At 44.2% G+C, this 16,578-nt stretch carries 14 protein-coding genes; 5 read left to right on the forward strand and 9 right to left on the reverse strand.

All coding sequences use genetic code 11. The features are described from left to right. The first annotated feature begins 121 nt into the window (after positions 1–121). From G3R49_RS04770 to G3R49_RS04780, 3 genes are all read left to right on the forward strand, one after another. Complete coding sequence (locus G3R49_RS04770) at positions 122–1,777, forward strand: response regulator (protein WP_167868791.1); 1,656 nt, start codon at positions 122–124, stop codon at positions 1,775–1,777. Between the two features lie 5 nt (positions 1,778–1,782). After that, positions 1,783–3,033, forward strand: a complete 1,251-nt coding sequence (locus tag G3R49_RS04775) for an EAL domain-containing protein (RefSeq protein ID WP_167868792.1) — start codon at positions 1,783–1,785, stop codon at positions 3,031–3,033. Between the two features lie 263 nt (positions 3,034–3,296). Continuing rightward, entirely contained in the window at positions 3,297–3,698 is a 402-nt protein-coding gene (locus G3R49_RS04780; protein WP_167868793.1) for a hypothetical protein, read from the forward strand. 88 nt (positions 3,699–3,786) lie between these two features. Here the strand turns inward: G3R49_RS04780 and G3R49_RS04785 are convergent, their stop codons facing one another. After that, entirely contained in the window at positions 3,787–5,682 is a 1,896-nt protein-coding gene (locus G3R49_RS04785; RefSeq protein ID WP_167868794.1) for a tetratricopeptide repeat-containing diguanylate cyclase, read from the reverse strand. 403 nt (positions 5,683–6,085) lie between these two features. On the opposite strand from G3R49_RS04785, the gene G3R49_RS04790 reads away from it, so the two are divergent. Further along, a complete protein-coding gene (locus G3R49_RS04790; RefSeq protein WP_167868795.1) occupies positions 6,086–6,520 on the forward strand; it encodes a DUF3069 domain-containing protein in 435 nt (144 codons plus the stop codon). Between the two features lie 84 nt (positions 6,521–6,604). Here the strand turns inward: G3R49_RS04790 and G3R49_RS04795 are convergent, their stop codons facing one another. From G3R49_RS04795 to G3R49_RS04810, 4 genes are all read right to left on the reverse strand, one after another. Next, positions 6,605–8,293 carry an NAD-dependent malic enzyme gene (locus tag G3R49_RS04795; RefSeq protein WP_167868796.1) on the reverse strand — a complete coding sequence of 563 codons (1,689 nt, stop codon included), beginning with the start codon at positions 8,291–8,293 and terminating at the stop codon, positions 6,605–6,607. Between the two features lie 235 nt (positions 8,294–8,528). Further along, positions 8,529–8,993 carry a DUF1456 family protein gene (locus G3R49_RS04800; RefSeq protein WP_167868797.1) on the reverse strand — a complete coding sequence of 155 codons (465 nt, stop codon included), beginning with the start codon at positions 8,991–8,993 and terminating at the stop codon, positions 8,529–8,531. A 102-nt stretch (positions 8,994–9,095) separates the two neighbouring features. After that, the gene (locus tag G3R49_RS04805; RefSeq protein WP_167868798.1) at positions 9,096–10,268 is read right to left on the reverse strand and encodes a serine hydrolase; all 1,173 of its coding nucleotides are present in this window, start codon (positions 10,266–10,268) and stop codon (positions 9,096–9,098) included. A gap of 80 nt (positions 10,269–10,348) precedes the next feature. Then, entirely contained in the window at positions 10,349–10,900 is a 552-nt protein-coding gene (locus G3R49_RS04810) for a PH domain-containing protein (protein ID WP_167868799.1), read from the reverse strand. Between the two features lie 197 nt (positions 10,901–11,097). On the opposite strand from G3R49_RS04810, the gene G3R49_RS04815 reads away from it, so the two are divergent. Next, entirely contained in the window at positions 11,098–11,739 is a 642-nt protein-coding gene (locus G3R49_RS04815; protein WP_167868800.1) for a glutathione S-transferase family protein, read from the forward strand. A gap of 136 nt (positions 11,740–11,875) precedes the next feature. Here G3R49_RS04815 and G3R49_RS04820 read toward each other — a convergent pair whose 3' ends face one another. The 4 genes from G3R49_RS04820 to G3R49_RS04835 form a co-directional block, all read right to left on the reverse strand. After that, positions 11,876–12,376: a DUF4447 family protein gene (locus G3R49_RS04820; protein WP_167868801.1), complete on the reverse strand. Its 501-nt coding sequence runs from the start codon at positions 12,374–12,376 to the stop codon at positions 11,876–11,878. 92 nt (positions 12,377–12,468) lie between these two features. Continuing rightward, the gene (locus tag G3R49_RS04825; protein ID WP_130598020.1) at positions 12,469–12,870 is read right to left on the reverse strand and encodes an SMI1/KNR4 family protein; all 402 of its coding nucleotides are present in this window, start codon (positions 12,868–12,870) and stop codon (positions 12,469–12,471) included. A 169-nt stretch (positions 12,871–13,039) separates the two neighbouring features. Then, entirely contained in the window at positions 13,040–13,822 is a 783-nt protein-coding gene (locus G3R49_RS04830; protein ID WP_167868802.1) for a GTP pyrophosphokinase, read from the reverse strand. 251 nt (positions 13,823–14,073) lie between these two features. Next, entirely contained in the window at positions 14,074–16,176 is a 2,103-nt protein-coding gene (locus G3R49_RS04835; RefSeq protein ID WP_167868803.1) for a M13 family metallopeptidase, read from the reverse strand. Positions 16,177–16,578: the final 402 nt, after the last annotated feature.

The raw sequence follows: 16,578 nt of genomic DNA on the forward strand, positions 1-16,578 counted from the left end.
CCCCAACAATAATTGACGTTATATTAGCCGAATATGAATTGGGTTCTGTTCTTGTCGTAACAGAAGTATAGATTGGCATTTTGTAACATCTGTTCGAATTTTGAACTGGGTGGGGATGCCAATGAAGTTTAACGAGTTTGTTAACAGTAAAAAGTCTGTGTTGATTATCGATGATTGTCCGGTGTATCGAACTGCACTCAAAGGAATGCTAGTGAAGATGGGCTTTCATAATGACAACGTACTGTTTGCTGCTGACGCTAACTCGGCGCTGCAGATCGCCCGTACCAAAGAGTTGAAGCTTGTGTTCTTCGACTATAACTTGGGCGACAGCAAAAATGGTATTCAGTTGTTGGATGAACTGAAATCTAGCAAATTACTTCCTCCTAGCTGTGTGTTAGTAGTGGTAACCGGAGACTCAAGTAAGGGCGTAGTGACAGGCTTTGCTGAGCAAGATCCCGATGGCTACCTGATCAAGCCGCTTAACTATGTCACGCTAGCTGACCGACTGCCGCGTTTTACCCGCCGTAAACGTGAGCTTGAACCTCTGCTAAAAATGTATACCGCGCGTGAGTATGAGTTGGTGATTGAAACCGCTAAGCAATATGACTCCACTAATCCTGAGTTGATGCAGTGGTGCCAGTACCTAAGTGCTAAGTCATACCTTAAAATGGGTGATGCAGATGTAGGAGTGAGCTTGTTAAAGAGCTTGCTTGGCTCAACGCTGCACACTAAAGCCCTAGGTGTATTGCTGCGCCATGCTATTCAACATCAACACTATGACGAAGCCCAGTCACTCATATCTGAGTTAGAAGGTTTCCCATTCCAAAAGCCAAAAGCAATGCAGTACGCTGCTGAGATTGCTTTGCGCCAAGACAATAAGCCAAAAGCCTTAGCCATCATCAATGAAGCCGTCAAACTAGCACCAAGCAGTATTGAGCAGGTAGGCACTCAGTTCCAGATTGCCTGTGCCAGTGGTGATTTTGAGACGGGATTACAAAGCATTAATCGTGTTATTCGCTTAACCCGTGACTCCTTTAGAGAGCATATCGACCTTTATTTCAGTAAAGGCAGCATGTTACTTGACGCCGCTGAGCAAGAGTTTGATATCAAAGAGCGCAGTAATTACATCAATCAGTTACTTAAGCTTGCGATTACCTGGCGCAGCAAGTTTTTAAAGAAATATTATATTGGCGCTGAGCTGTTGTTGTTTGCCCGTGCTCATGCCTTGCTTGGCCGCTATGAAAAAGCCAATCAGTCATTAGAAGAATATGAGCAGTGGTTAGCTGAATCTGTGGCGGGTAAAAGTGGTAGTCAGTTAGAACAAATAGAATATGCACGGGTGCTACATAGGCTGCGCGGAGAGTTAAGCCTGGTTAAGATGTTAAAGCAATTTGAAACTATTCCAGTTGCTAAAATGGATATGCGCACCTTGTGTGTTAAGCAATATTACGGCGCCTGGTATGGTCAATTCAGCGCTAAGACAAAATTGGTCGCGCAGCTAAAAGATCAAGCGTTGGCCGACTTTGCTAAGCAGCAGTTTGAGCCTGGTGTTAAGCGCCTTTCAAAAGCATTTGAAGTGGGGTTATATGACCTCTCTATCGCCGAATTATTGCTGAAGAACTTATCAAAAGCCTGGCCGCAAGAGTGGGACAAGCACACTGTTTCATCGCTTGTAGCCAAGTGCAAAACCTTACTGCAGGATAATCGCAGTTTAATTAATACTGATATCAGCTCTGAAATGACTGTGCTGAACCGTCAGCTACAACTTGCGAGTTAACTGTGATGCTAGATATTTCAAATAAGCAAGATTTAACCGCGATTGAGCGTATTCTGATTGTTGAAGATGACGACTTTCAACGCCACCTAGTTAACAAACAAGTTACCAAGTTATGTAATTCAGAAGTCGTAGCGGCAGAGGATGGTGAAGCCGCGATGCTGGCGATGATTAATGGTTTTCAGCCAGACGTGATTTTTTGCGATTTAAATATGCCTGGTGTTGACGGCATTGAGTTACTAAGAATTATTGCAACTTTGCATTTTACCGGTCATATCGTGCTGCTAAGTGCAGAGTCTGATGAGATTTTGCAGTCGGTTAAGCTAATGTCTAGAAGCTATGGTTTTGCCAGTGTAAACAGTTTGAAAAAGCCCATTACTAGCAAAGATCTTGAGCTGGTGTTGCTGCAAGCGTTGCAAACGACGTCGCATAAACCTCAACAGCATACCGATAGCGCTGCGCAAGGGTTTACTGACGTAGAGCTCACTCAAGCTATGTTTCATAATCAGCTGTGCTTGTTTTATCAGCCCCATGTCGACCCAGCTAAAGAGCAGGTCATTGGTGCAGAAGCCTTAGTACGTTGGCAGCATCCAAGCTTAGGCCTACTAACGCCTGATAAGTTTTTAAGCTCTATCATGAGTCATGGTTTGTCACTGGAAATGGCGCGTTTTGTTATTCGCAGCGCGGTTAAGCAGTGTAAACAGTGGCATCAAGCTGGGTTTGAAATTGGTGTATCGGTCAACGTGTCGGCAAGTGATTTATCTGATACTCATCTCGCCAATTACATTTTGGCTGAGCTGGATAAAAGTCAGTTGAATCCACGTTTTCTCACGGTGGAAGTCACCGAAACTGAAATGACACTCGACCTGGCGAAATCATTAGAAATTTTAACGCGCCTACGCATGCGTGGAGTAAACATTTCAATTGATGATTTTGGCACAGGCCACTCTTCACTGATGCAGCTCATTCGTTCGCCATTTTCTGAGCTGAAAATTGATATCAGCTTTGTGCGAGACATGTTTACCGACAAAAAGAGCATGGCGGTGATTAATGCCTCTATGTCGTTGGCAAAATCCCTTGGCATAAAAACCGTCGCTGAAGGGGTCGAGAGCAGAGAACAAGCACAGTTCTTTTTGTCTCACGATTGCCATGCGATTCAAGGATACTTATATAGTGTGCCGTTAGCTCCTGCCCAGTTTCTAACTTTCTTAGGCACAGCCAATCAAACCAGGTTAGCTGAGTCAGTTGTTGTTAATTAGCTAGCGCTAGTCAGCAGCTATGACCATATGTCTGTAGCCGCTTAGTCCAAATAGATATGAGAGAGATAAAGTTGAAAAAAGTACTGATAGCAATAGCATTAACTAGCTTGATTACTGGGTGTGGCAATGATGACAAATTGTATAGCGGTGTAGATATATCTTCGAAGTGGGATGCAAGATCCGTGTGTCAAACCGCAAGAATGCTATATAAGCGCTCACAAGGTGAGGCAGCAGCTAAGCCATTGTATTCAAGTAAGTGTACAGTGAGTAAATTAACTGGCGAACTCCCTGCTAAATCATGGAACACGCCTTATGCGGCAACCTGGCCTAATGGCACTGCCTTGCGCGTTTATGTTGATAGTAAAGGGTTAGGCTTGATGGGGATTTCTACTGAAGGTATTCCGTTTGGTTGGAACAAAGCAGAAGATATGACTGAAACCTCTGTCGATGGACATATTCAGATTTGTAAGGCTCGTTTAGCCAATGTCGGAACGAATATCGAGCTTATTGATACCGAGTTGTATGCTGATAAGTCTGGCGGAAAAGCGCATTTTAAATTTCTCCGCAGTCCAACTGAGCAAGGTACTGGCAAGTGCCTATTTGATACTAACAAGGTATTGATGGTAACAACTGACCGAAAGGCAGACTATTCGCTGTTGAACTAAGTCGCCGCACAAAATAAAAGAGGCTGAATAATCAGCCTCTTTTGCGTTTTATAAAATCAAGATTTTACATGGTCAAGTAATGAGGTAGTTACACTGCTTTCACGCAGTTACGACCTGACTCTTTGGCCTTATAAAGCGCCTTATCTGCTTTGAGTAACAGCGGAGATAGGGTGGTTTCATTACTAAAACTAGCTACACCGGCGCTAACGGTTTGCTTTAATTCAGGTGCCACCTGTTGCCAGTCAAAGTTGGCAATAGTGCTTAATAGTCGGTTGGCAATTTCCACCGCAGTGCCTTGTTCTACATTTGGTAACAGAATTAAAAACTCCTCACCACCGACGCGGCCGACCACGTCAGTATCACGCATCATGCTCGAGGCTATTTCGGCAAGTTTTATCAGTACTTTATCGCCTACTTCATGTCCTAGGGTGTCATTTACTGCTTTAAAGTGGTCCGCATCGAACGATATTACCGAGAAAGGTTTACCTGAAGCTTTAGCCTGCTTAAGGAATAATTGCCCTTGGTTGTATGTGTCACGGCGATTCGATAACCCTGTTAATTCATCTGTCAGCGCAAGCTGGCGGTAGGTGCGCTGCCTAATCAGTTGTTTGTAGGCAAAAATCGACAGGATAACTAGGATAATCACACTGAGCACGATTACCACAATTTGCAGAGTATCGTTACGCTCCATAACTGCAAGTTGTTGTTCTCTTGCTTTAGCCGCGCGTTCTAGTAATTCGTTTTCACGCTTAAACTTGGAGTTATCAAAACGAGCCAACATTTCGGCATTACGATCTGACAATAGCTTCTCATCTAAAGCTGCGTGGGTTTTGTTGTATTCAACTAACTCTAGGTAGGCTTGTTGCCAGTTTTGCTCACTAGCATGAACCTCACTGGTGAGTTTTTGCGCATCGGTCAGACCGCGATTATTGGCGCTTTTGTTGAATGCTTGTTGTGACTCTTCAAGGTAGGCTAAAGCTTGTTTGCTATTTCCTTCATGGTGGGCCATTTGGGCAAGAGCGTACATGAGGTGGCTATAGGGAGCATCAAAATCCGCAGGGATAATGTGTTTATGATTCTCTAAAAGTGGCTTAGCTTTGTCGTATTGGCCTAGTGCCATGTACGCATTTGCGATAGTCACCGCCATATCAGCTGCCATTTCCGGGTCGTCATTGGCTTCCCAGTATAGTTTTGCAGCCTTGAAATGCTCAATTGCTTTATCGAACTGCCCAAGCGCTTCATAGGAGTATCCCATTTGTACTCGCACTTCATTGGCATCCAGATTTTGATCCGTTTCGGTAAAGCTTGCTAGCAGCTTTTCTTGATAACGCAGAGCGGTGGCAGGATCGCCAAAGCGGCGGTATGCGGTAGCAAGCTCGGTGAGATTAAAAATTTCCCAGTATGGTGTGTCTAGCGATTCATAGATTTGCTGAGCAGTAATTAAATCTTCAAGTGCGGTGCTGTATTCACCCTGGTAAGAAAACATGGTACCGCGCAAACTGCGGGCATCGGCGATGAGTCTTGGGCTTTCTAGCTTGTAAGAATCATCTACCGCTTTGTTGTAATCGACTAAAGCTTTATCAGTAAATGAATTAAGGTTGTAGTAAAAGCCGCGGCACATTAGCAGCTCAGTTAAAATGTATGACGGCTTTGGATCTGAATACAGTAAAATTAGCTTACTGGCATGCTCAATAGCGACATTAATTTCCTCAGTCGTTGCGCTGTCTTGATACCAACACCTTAGCCCAACAAGTTTATGACGACGTTTAAGGTCGTCATCGGCAATTAATCTGTCTAATTCAGCAAGCATTTTGTCGCTTTGCTCTGGGTAATCGATTTCACCTAAATCGAACTGACGAAAGATGGCATCAGCCTTTTCGGAATTGGTGAGTTCTTCTGCTTTTAGGCTCAAGCTTGTTAAGCTTAAAAAACTGATACATATAGAAATAACGCTTAGCTTAGCGATAACAAAACTATACTTCACGTGTCCACGATTGAGCATGAATTTGAGCAATTGGCGTTCCTGAGCATCAATTATTATTTTTAGGTCGCGCAGTGTTTGAGACAGCGCATTCCCATGAAATGCATAAGGCTATTATAGATACAAAGCTGTGTAACATGAAGGTAACATTTGAGTTTTGGATAAAAATGTTACATTTATCACCACTTTGCTAATAGGTGGCTATTTTAAACTGCTTTGATAGCTGCAGCGGCGACTTTTCACAACTTTACATTGTTAATAGTAGCGAGTTTAGCTGTGATATTGAGTATCAATAATAAAGCAGTCTAAATCCCGGTTTGAATGCAGTATAATGCTGCGTTTAAAGTTTTAAGCGTGGTCAACTCTGTATTGACTTCGCTGCCAAGATAGTTAAAGAGTAACGATTATGAGCGATAAAGATCCACAGTACGTTGAAACAGCCAAAAAGGTAGCTTACAACGTGTCAAACCGTGTACTACCTATGGCAAAAATGCCGGCAACCTTGCTTGAAGCCTATGAAGGTCTATTTGCTGAACTGATTGCTGACAAAACAGGCCACTTTCAAGCATCTTGGGATGCATTGCCGGCAAGTGCACAAAAGTTGTTTCCTGTTGCTGAGTTCCATGGTTTTTACATCGCTAATGCCTGGATGCAATTAAGTCGTGTAGCGCAAGAGATTGCTGACAGCGCGGAAACCGAAGAAGAAATGAATGATAAGCAATACGACGGTGTATTTGGGCGTCTAGCGGAAGCATCATTGAAAGAGAGTTTGCGTAAGCTTAAGAAAGCACGTACCGACCGCGCCTTACTTAACAGTATCAAGCAAGTGATGGCTGAGTAGCAGAACTAAAACTGGGTCAGAGTAAACGGTTATTTCCAATTGAATGGCCGTTTACTCTGACCCAATTTTTTATGACTAGTGGGGCTAGAACGAAGTACGCTTGTAACGGCGATACTCAGGCTCCCAGAAGTTGTTTTCAATGCGCTGTTTTAGCAGCTCATCATCACAAGGCAGGGCATGACCCTCTTCAATCGCTTTTTTCGCTACCGCAAAGGCGATGTACTTACTCACTTTTTGAATATCTTCTAAATCTGGCAGCAATGAGCCTTCACCGCTTTCACCAAGTGGTGAGCACTCAGCCAGTGCACGGCTTGATGCCATCAGCATTTCATCTGATACCCGTGATGCACCACATGACAATACGCCAAGACCAATGCCTGGGAAGATAAATGAGTTATTGCACTGGGCAATGTGGTAAGTCTCATCGTTATAAATTACAGGTTCAAATGGGCTACCTGTCGCCACCAATGCTTGACCGTCGGTCCAGTGAATGATGTTCTTTGGCGTTGCTTCCACGCGACTAGTTGGATTCGACAATGGGAACACAATTGGGCGTGGGCAATGGCTGTGCATGGCACGAATGATTTCTTCGGTGAACAATCCTGGCGCACCAGACACACCAATGAGCACGGTTGGCTTAGCGTTGTTGACGACATCAAGCAGTGACACGTTTTCACCGTCGTGCTGCCAGCTTTCGATAACTTCGGCTTTTTGCGTCAGCTTTTGCTGGAATGGCAGCAGATTCGGCATATTGTCTTGCAGTAGACCCCAACGGTCTACCATAAATACTTGAGAGCGAGCCTGAGTTTCGCTGATCCCCTCTGATACCATTTGCGCGATAATCGCTTCAGCAATACCGCAACCAGCACTGCCTGCACCTAAGAAAGTAATTCGCTGCTGTGAAAGCTTAGTTTTTGCAGCTTTACAGGCGGCTAACAGTGAACCAACCGTGACGGCTGCTGTGCCTTGAATATCATCGTTGAAGGTACAGTATTTGTCTTTGTAACGCTCAAGCAGCGGCATAGCATTCTTTTGCGCAAAATCCTCAAATTGGATTAGCGCATCGGGCCAGCGGCGATGAACCGCTTGCATAAACTCTTCAACAAACGCGTCGTATTCTTCACCCACAATGCGCTGATGTGGCCAGCCCATGTACATAGGATCTTCAAGAAGATGTGGGTTATCTGTACCCACATCAAGGGTAATAGGTAGACAATACGCAGGTGAGATACCGCCACAGCTGGTGTAAAGCGACAGTTTACCAATTGGGATCCCCATGCCGCCGATCCCTTGGTCGCCTAAACCAAGAATACGTTCACCGTCGGTAACAACAATCACTTTAACTTTGTGACGAGTTGAGTTGTTGAGAATGTCGTCAATGCGGTCTTTATTTGGGTATGAAATAAACAGGCCACGGTTACGACGATAATCTTTAGAAAAACGCTCACACGCCAGACCCACAGTTGGGGTGTAGATGATAGGCATCATTTCACTAATGTGATTACGTACTAATCGATAAAATAGGGTTTCGTTGGTGTCTTGAATGTTACGCAGATAAATATGCTTATCGAGATCATTATTAAAGCTGGTGTATTGCTGATAAGCGCGCTCTGCTTGTTCCTCAATGGTTTCGATCTCCCATGGGATCAAACCTTCTAGGTTAAAGAAAATACGTTCTTCTTCACTAAAGGCTGTGCCTTTGTTTAGTAGTGGAGACTCAAGGATTGCTGGACCTGCAAAAGGAAGATAGAGGGGGCGTTTGTTATCGTCCATGGGGAACCTTAGTGTTTAGTATTATCGATTTATGGGTTCTTTTGAAAATGTCGCTAGATTACCACGACTGTTACAGATTGTGGTCTGTTAAGTGAGGTATTTCACGTTTTTTCGTTAAAATTTTAAACGCGTAAAGGTAAATAACAAAAAACGCAGCCTTGGCTGCGTTTTTTACGGTATTTAACTCAGTATATTGAGTTTGGACTTGTTTGATTGTGCAAGTTGATGCTGTGCACTACATGCCGCGGTGTTTGATTGATAAGCCTTTTAAAAAGTTGCGCAAGAACTGATCGCCGCAGACTTTAAAGTTTTTATGGCCCGGGTTTCTAAATAGCGCGCTTAGCTCTGATTTAGAGGTTCTGAACTTAGCCAGCTCAAGTGTGGCAATAATGTCTTCTTCACGTAGCTCTAATGCGATGCGCAGCTTTTTAAAGATCAGATTGTTGTTCAGCTTTTTACTTGGTTCAGGGACATCGCTACCAGGCTTAAGGCCACGGTTATTGATGATAAGCCCATCTAAAAACTGGCACATTGTTAGGTCGTTACAGGCTTGATAACCCTTGTCATCCTCTTTCTTTAGGATGGCAATAACCTGCTCGGTAGTGACCGTTTTATTGGCTTTAGCAAAAATTTCAACCATTTTTTCATTTGAAAAATCAAAGACAAAACGGACACGGCGAAGAATATCGTTGTTTAACATAGCTCTCTCATGCGCGGCTGCGCGATTATTTAATTCGCGCAAATTATACCTGCTTTAGGCCGCTGATGTGCAGCTTTATTGCCTTACTCATCGACTACCGCGTTATTTTACAATGAGCTGTTGTAATACTTGCTGGCGAATGATGTCGTGCACAGAAAATACTCTAGATATGTCATCCAATGACCAAGAAGTGTTTTCTAAAATCACTATACTGGTTTGGCTTTGAGGATAGTAAATACTGCTGCTGATAAAGCCACTAACATAGCCAGAGTGGCTGTACTCAACAATAGGTTTTACTCGCTGAGCGTTAGTGATTTGAGTGATTTGATTGATCTGCACGCCATACCCATAGCCCAATTGCCCCCAACGATGTTTGCGCTCCCCATAAGTTGTGGTCATTGCCTGATAGCTAGCAGACGACAATAGCTTGCCTGTATGTAGCAAGTGCATAAAGCGAGCAAAGCTGGCTGCATCTGTCTGGATAAATCCTGAGGCTAGCTCGCTCTCGGTAAAGTTTAAGCTCTCAACCTGACTACGTTGGTAGGTTGCTGTGTTTGGCTTGTCACTTTTAAGCTGTTTGTCTTCACTGGTTTGAGTGGGTTTAACAGCAACGTTCTCATTAAAGCCTGCCAGTAAAGATGGGTTTTGCAATTGCGCGTCTTTAAGGTCGCCAAAGCTTGCATGTAAATTGAGATCAAACTGTCTGCCAAAATCGCTGATTTGCTTAGCTAATGGCCGGTTATTGATTGCAGTGAGTAGCTGACCAAGTAATTGATAGCCAAGGTTTGAGTACTGAAAGTGCTTGTTTGCATAAGCGTTTTCATCAGTAAGTATTTTAGCATCCCCCCTAATTCCCGATGTGTGGCTTAGCAGCCCTGCAACGGTCACGTCAGCGTGAATATTATCGCCGAGATAAAGGCTGACTTTATCATTGAGCTGTAATTTACCTTGGTCGATTGCGCGCAACACCAGTGTTGCAGTGATCATCTTAGATAGTGAGCCAATGATATATTGCGGCTCGCTGACAGCTGGCTCACTTACACCCGAAGTCATTTTGTTTATGAGTACCTGAGTGCTGGCATGATCAGCTATCAAAATGGTGCCGAAAAAGGGGCGGGGTGCCTGAGCTAATTCTTGTTCGATGATTTGCGCTAGTGCTTGACGTGGAAAACCTGGGTGACTTGCGGTTTGCGTCTCAGCTTTAATAGAACCACTGGCTAGGGCTAAGTATGCAAGCACAGCAAGGGCGAATGTAAAGTGGGTAAGCTTGTTCATAATGCTAGTTGTTAAGTGAAAGCTATTGATGATTTACCGATAAAGCGTTTAGTTGGCCTGCTTGTTTGGTATTAGTCTTGCTATTTGGATTTGTTTTGAGAGTTAGCCAGCATTGCTTCAATGTTCTTTAGTGACTGACTCATTTGCGCTAGGTATACCAGGCTTTGGTCGCTTTCATGTTGACCATTAGGGCTACTAACTGGTGTTACTTTGTCATTAAGTATTTGCTTTTGTTCTAATACCTTAGCGCGAAACGCTTCTACATCGTTAACACCAATTAGATTGATCAAGGCACCAGCACCAGATTGACCTGCCGTTTCAACAGTTAGCTTATGAATGCCATACATGCGCATTAACGGTCCTTGTATTAATGCAAGGTCGGTAATTTTATCTAAAGGTACAGTATTTTCGGTACGCTGCAGAATGCCTTTACGAACGATAAGCTTAGTTTCGGTTAGCTCTGCGCTCATGTTGTTGATGTAAGCTCGAGTAAGCAGTAAGCCTATCGGAAACCATAATAGCAACAATGGGATCCCTACTAGCGTAATAGCCAACACAACAGCACCCGAGGTGAGCCAGTAAGTAGCGAGTTTATTGTGGAAAGTGGCGGTTAATAAGGTTTGCTCTTGCATAACATATCCTTCGCATATTTCATTTAGCTTGAGTCGACTAGCGCTAAGTTACTATTGGTAACATACGCTAAATTAGCCTAGGTTCAACCAAAGGTGCAGTAAATTTGTTTTAGCTTGTTTAAAATTTACGCTAGGTTTAATACTTAGCGTTGAGAATGGATTAATACTTGTATCAATACAATAAGAAAGGAGCTGCAATGATCACACTGTATGGCACCCCAAGAAGCCGCGCGCTGCGTATATCATGGCTGTTGGAAGAGCTTAATCTTGAGTGGGAATTTAAGTTTCTAAACTTTGCTAAGGGCGATAATCGCTCGGTGGAGTTTTTAGCATTAAACCCAAGCGGCAAGATGCCAGTGATCACCGACGGCGATATAGTGCTGACTGAGTCTGCGGCAATTATGCAGTACCTGGTGGAGCGTTATGGTGGTGGCGCATTTGTACCTGCGGCAGGTACAGCTGATGCTGCCAAACATCATCGCTGGGTAAGTTTTATTATGACTGAGCTAGAGCAGCCTTTGTGGAGCATGGGCAAGCATAAATTTGCCTTACCTGAAGAGCAGCGTCTGCCAGAAATGCAGAAAGTCGCGAAATTCGAGTTTGATAGGGCGGCTGCAATTGCTGAGCAGTGGACGCCAGAAGATGGTTTCTTGCTAGGCGAGACTATTACCTACAGTGATATTTTAATCGGACAAACCTTGCTGTGGGCAACTGTATTTGAGCAAGACTTGCCTCCTAAATTAACCGCACTGCGCGATAGACTGCAGCATCGACCAGCGCTCGCGAGTGCACTGCAAAAGACCGAAGCTATTGCCAAAGCCGTGCTAGCACAAGAGTAATCATAACTGCGCTGCATTAGCTAAACAAAAAGGAAGCCAAGGCTTCCTTTTTTAGTTTTTGCTTCAGTATTCGTTGCTAGCGCTTTTTTCAAGTTAGCATTAATGCTTCAGCATCAAGCCAAGCTAGCAGGCCAAATTATAATTGTGTTTTTGCCCATTTAGCGCGACTTTCGCGGCTTTCACTCATATTGTTATCCGCTCTGTACGCTTTGTAAGCTTCAACATCTAGCGGGATTAAAGTCACTTCAACATCGAGTACAATCTTGCACTCTTTTTTAATGCGCCATGCAGCTGTGTTGTACAGCTCTGTTAATGGCAGCGAGCTTAAAAACTCAGGGTTGTACTGAGTGTAAATCGCTTGAGTTGGGTAAACCACAAAAGCTAAACGGCGTTTTGGCTCTGTTTTAAATAAGGCTTCAATGCCGTCAGTGGTGTTAAGCACCTGCATTTCGATGGTGTCATCGATTTCAGTCAGTTGCTTTTGAATTTTCATTGGCGCTTCTGCTTCGCCATTTTCCCAGGCAATGACTTCTGCTTCGCTAACCTTGGTCAACTCAGCCATTTGAGCTGTGCTGAGTGCGAATGATTGACGCAGGCATTGCATTTCGATGGCATTCATCGGAGTAATCTTTGACATGTTTATCTCGCTTGTGCGTTTCGCTAATGGCATCGATATATGTCACTAGCGTTAAAATTAACTGTATTTTGTTTTGGCGGTGTCCAGTTTAACTAGTGCGCTAGCCAAACCTCTTCAATCCAATCCCAGATTGACTCCCAAAGGTCATCGGTGAGGTCGCCATCTTGATATAGGCGCACCTGACCTTCCTGGTCGATGCAATAGAAATCATCACCTTGCTGACAAATTGCGATTAAGTCACGTGGCATACCAATCGACCAAGCGTAGCTGGTCACTTCAGGTAAATAAGTGTGAGAGTAGGGATCTGATGCCGTTACAGGCTCATACACACCATAAATAACGTCACTGCCGAACAGTAAGTACTCTTTTAATGCATTTGGCAGAGAGATCAGAATTTGCTCTTCCACTTCAACTAGCTGCTCAAAGGTTGGCAGAGTTAGCGGTACTGGCACGGTTTCGCTGAGCTCTTGTAGCTGCTCAATAATTTCGTTCATGGTTATTTCAACTGGCTCGAATTAATGAGCGCGAGTATAGCAAAACATCCATAAATCACCGAGATTTAATTGGGGCTCAATGAGCCGTGTCGCTTATTCAAGACAAAAAAAGCCCACTGTAAAAGTGGGCCAAGGTTGGTGGAGAGTCGGTAATAACTATGGTCGTTGTTTAAGCCGCCGTTAGGGTATGAGCTGCCATATTTTGGCGTTTATAGCCAAGCCACGCTTTGTGATACAGCTTGTGAGAGGCTTGTCTTAACTTGGTTATTTGCGCCGTTTCAATATCGTTCAATTGGCGCTGCTGGCGTTTAGCATTTGCTTCAATAGCTTGAACCTGAACATAGGTGTCGTGCTCTGCGCCGCTTTTGATTTCGGCAATGTCATTAAGGTGCAATTGCACTTCAACAATCATTTGGCTGTTAGGCAGTTTCACCAAGGCATTTAGATCGCGATAGCCAGATGCTTTTGGGTTAGCAAAACGATTTTTAAGCTGCACAATTTCAGCATGTTGTTCTAGCTGTTTGTAGGCGCTCATTAGGCTACTTACATCACTGGCAACAATGCTTGCACGGGCAAGGTCGGTGATTTTTGCCGTTTCACCAGCAAATTTAGTGGCAATTTTTTGCTCTGCGCGAATACGTGATTTTGGCTGGGCGATAATCGCCTGGGTTTGAGTCTGTGCACTGACAAGATTAATTAGGCTAGTAAGCTCGCTTTGCGCTGCCTCGGTTTGTTGCATTAACTCGTCAAGGTCACGGCTATTTTGCAATGGTAAGTAACGTTGGAAGTCTTCTAGTTCATTTAGCTCGTCGACTTCACTGCGGGCTGCTTGAGTGACGCTATAACCGTTAGAGTTGACGACACTAATTTTGGCTTGCACTGGTTGGGCGACTGCGCCGCGGGTGGTTAACAGGACAAGAAAAATAAAAAGGGTACGAAACAATCGATTCATTAATTCACCTCTTTGTGAAACTAATCAGTCTGTGACAGTGGTAAGTGGATCGCTGTCAAAAAATAACTGATATCAATGTATTTATGTCAATGTACCTATAGCATACTGAATCTTTGCTGAACGAAAATACCTGCAAGATTAAACTTGATTTAGAAACCTTAAATTCGCGGGGGCAGTATCAAAGTTTTCGTTAATCGGTAATAAAAAAGGTGCCGTGAGGCACCTTTTTAAGATTGTAATACTTGCAGTGATTACCAGATTTTTACACGCTTTTCTGGTGGTAGGTACATCTTGTCACCTTCTTTCACACCATATGTTTCGTAGAACTCTGGCATGTTAGACAGTGCGCCAATAGCGCGGAAGTGACCAGGTGCATGTGGGTCAGTTGCAACACGGTTACGCATTGCTTCTTCTTTCATTTTCACGCGCCAGATTTGGCTAAAGCCCATGAAGAAACGCTCATCGCCTGTTAGGCCGTCAATTACCGGTGCTTCTTTACCGTTAAGCGACATCTTATACGCCTTGTAGGCAATAGTTGCGCCTGAAAGGTCACCAATGTTCTCACCTAGGGTTAGCTCGCCATTGACGTTTAAATCGTCATAAACTTGGTAGCCGTCGTACTGAGCGATAAGTGCAGCACCTTTTTCAGTAAAGGCCTTTAGGTCTTCCTCTGTCCACCAATCGCGCATGTTACCTTCGCCGTCAAACTTAGCACCTTGGTCGTCAAAACCATGACCCATTTCGTGACCGATAACCGCGCCGATACCACCATAGTTAACCGCATCTTCAGCCGCTAGGTTGAAGAATGGTGGTTGCAAGATAGCCGCCGGGAACACAATCTCGTTCATTGTTGGATTGTAGTAAGCGTTCACGGTTTGCGGGGTCATAAACCACTCGCCTTTATCGATAGGCTGACCAAGCTTAGCAACGCTTTGTGCATGGCTTAACTGGGCGGCGCGAACCTTGTTACCGATTAGGTCGTCAGCGGCAATGGTTAGCTTGCTGTAGTCTTTCCATTTATCAGGGTAACCAATTTTTGGATTGAATTTGGCAAGTTTATCTTTTGCGGCAACCTTAGTTGCATCGCTCATCCAGTCCAAAGAGTCAATGCTCGCACCATAGGCGCTGCGTAGGTTCTCTACTAGCTCGGTCATGCGTTTTTTCGCTTCAGGTACGAAGTGACGCTTAACGTAAACTTTACCTACAACTTCACCTAGGGTGTTACTGACACTGCTTACGCCGCGCTTCCAACGTGGTTCTTGTTCAGCTTGACCGTTAAGAGTTTTGGAGAAGAACTCAAAGTTTTCAGTGTCTAGTGCTTCAGTTAGGTTGCTGGCACTGTGAGTTAGCTCGTTCCAGGTTAGGTAGGTTTTCCAGTCTTCTAAGCTATGAGCGCCGATCACTTCACTCAAACCAGAGACGAAGCTTGGTTGATTGATAATGATGTCAGCTTGCTTGTCGCCACCTAGTGCTTTTAAGTAACCATCCCAGTTGATGTTTGGTGCAAGCTTGGCAAGATCTTTAACCTGGTACTTGTTATAGGTCTTGGTGCTGTCGCGTACTTCAACTACATCCCAGTGCTTTTCTGCAATCGCTGTTTCTAGCGCTAGGATGGTTTTCGCTGCTTGCTTACCGTTTGGTAAGCCCGCTAGGTCATACATTTTCTCAATATGCTCAACGAATTTAGCGCGGATATTTACGAAGCGCTCTTCTTCATTAAAGTAATAGTCTTTTTCTGGCAGGCTCAAACCATATTGCCAGATGTGAGTTGCGTAACGCGTTGAGTCCTTTGCGTCTGGGTTGATGTAAAATGCAAGTGGGGTGCCGCCGCCATTAACCTGGCTTTCACCAAAGAAGGCTGTTATCGCAGCTTTGTCTTTTAGGCCGGCAATTTTATCAAGCGTTGGCTGGATTGGTTTGATACCTAGCTTGTTTAAGGTTTCAACATCCATAAATGCGCGGTAAAGGTCAGCTACTTTTTGCTCGTCACTACCCATTTCTAGGTTTTCAGTGGCACTTACGTCTTCAATAATCGCTTTTACGTCTTCACGGGCTTTTTCGCGTAGGTCGTAAAATGCGCCAATGTTCGTGCGATCGCCTGGGATTTCAGCTGTTTTCAGCCAGCCGCCGTTCACGTATAAGTAGAAGTCGTCTTGTGGGCGGACACTTTTATCAATGTTTTCGAAATCGATACCTGATGTTAGCGCTTGCTCAACTGCAGCCGCTGCTGGCTTTTTAGCGACTTGCGGCGCTGGTGTTTCAGCGGCTTGTGGTTCAGGTGCTTTTTCTGAGTTACATGCACTAAGACTTGCAATTAGTGAGGCGCACAGGCCACTAATAACTAGTTTTTTCATGTTGAATCCCTGCTGTTGTTATTTGTGTTGTTGGTTGCATCCGCCTTTTGCTAAATCTGACTGTTACTCATCAAAAGTCAGTTTGGCAAATGACGGATTGGATTACCGAGTCGTTAATGGGGCTTATGCAATTTGCTCACAAGTCGCCTCACTGCGTTCGGTATATTGTTATTGTGGACTCCATGTTAAGGATGTAACCCTTGATTAACAAGGTTTTTGCCGCAGTTTTATTGGATATTGTGTGACGAAAAGTTACTAGTGAGAGGTTATGCAATATTGCTGACTGACTAATCTGTACGGGCTACTCAATTACACTTTTGAGCGCAATATATTCAAGGTCGTTGGCGGTTACAGTATCGGTTTATGGCAAACGCGTTCCTTGTAACTCAGTTTGAATGAGTA

It is taken from the genome of Shewanella sp. WXL01, assembly GCF_012263345.1.
Taxonomy (GTDB): Bacteria; Pseudomonadota; Gammaproteobacteria; order Enterobacterales; family Shewanellaceae; genus Shewanella; species Shewanella maritima.

What these genes read in the sequence shown, in the direction of transcription:
- G3R49_RS04775 (WP_167868792.1), top strand. Translation starts at nt 1,783, where the DNA reads ATGCTAGATATTTCAAATAAGCAAGATTTAACCGCGATTGAGCGTATT.
- G3R49_RS04795 (WP_167868796.1), bottom strand. Translation starts at nt 8,293, where the DNA reads ATGGACGATAACAAACGCCCCCTCTATCTTCCTTTTGCAGGTCCAGCA.
- G3R49_RS04830 (WP_167868802.1), bottom strand. Translation starts at nt 13,822, where the DNA reads ATGAATCGATTGTTTCGTACCCTTTTTATTTTTCTTGTCCTGTTAACC.
- G3R49_RS04790 (WP_167868795.1), top strand. Translation starts at nt 6,086, where the DNA reads ATGAGCGATAAAGATCCACAGTACGTTGAAACAGCCAAAAAGGTAGCT.
- G3R49_RS04805 (WP_167868798.1), bottom strand. Translation starts at nt 10,268, where the DNA reads ATGAACAAGCTTACCCACTTTACATTCGCCCTTGCTGTGCTTGCATAC.
- G3R49_RS04815 (WP_167868800.1), top strand. Translation starts at nt 11,098, where the DNA reads ATGATCACACTGTATGGCACCCCAAGAAGCCGCGCGCTGCGTATATCA.
- G3R49_RS04770 (WP_167868791.1), top strand. Translation starts at nt 122, where the DNA reads ATGAAGTTTAACGAGTTTGTTAACAGTAAAAAGTCTGTGTTGATTATC.
- G3R49_RS04825 (WP_130598020.1), bottom strand. Translation starts at nt 12,870, where the DNA reads ATGAACGAAATTATTGAGCAGCTACAAGAGCTCAGCGAAACCGTGCCA.
- G3R49_RS04835 (WP_167868803.1), bottom strand. Translation starts at nt 16,176, where the DNA reads ATGAAAAAACTAGTTATTAGTGGCCTGTGCGCCTCACTAATTGCAAGT.
- G3R49_RS04820 (WP_167868801.1), bottom strand. Translation starts at nt 12,376, where the DNA reads ATGTCAAAGATTACTCCGATGAATGCCATCGAAATGCAATGCCTGCGT.
- G3R49_RS04800 (WP_167868797.1), bottom strand. Translation starts at nt 8,993, where the DNA reads ATGTTAAACAACGATATTCTTCGCCGTGTCCGTTTTGTCTTTGATTTT.
- G3R49_RS04810 (WP_167868799.1), bottom strand. Translation starts at nt 10,900, where the DNA reads ATGCAAGAGCAAACCTTATTAACCGCCACTTTCCACAATAAACTCGCT.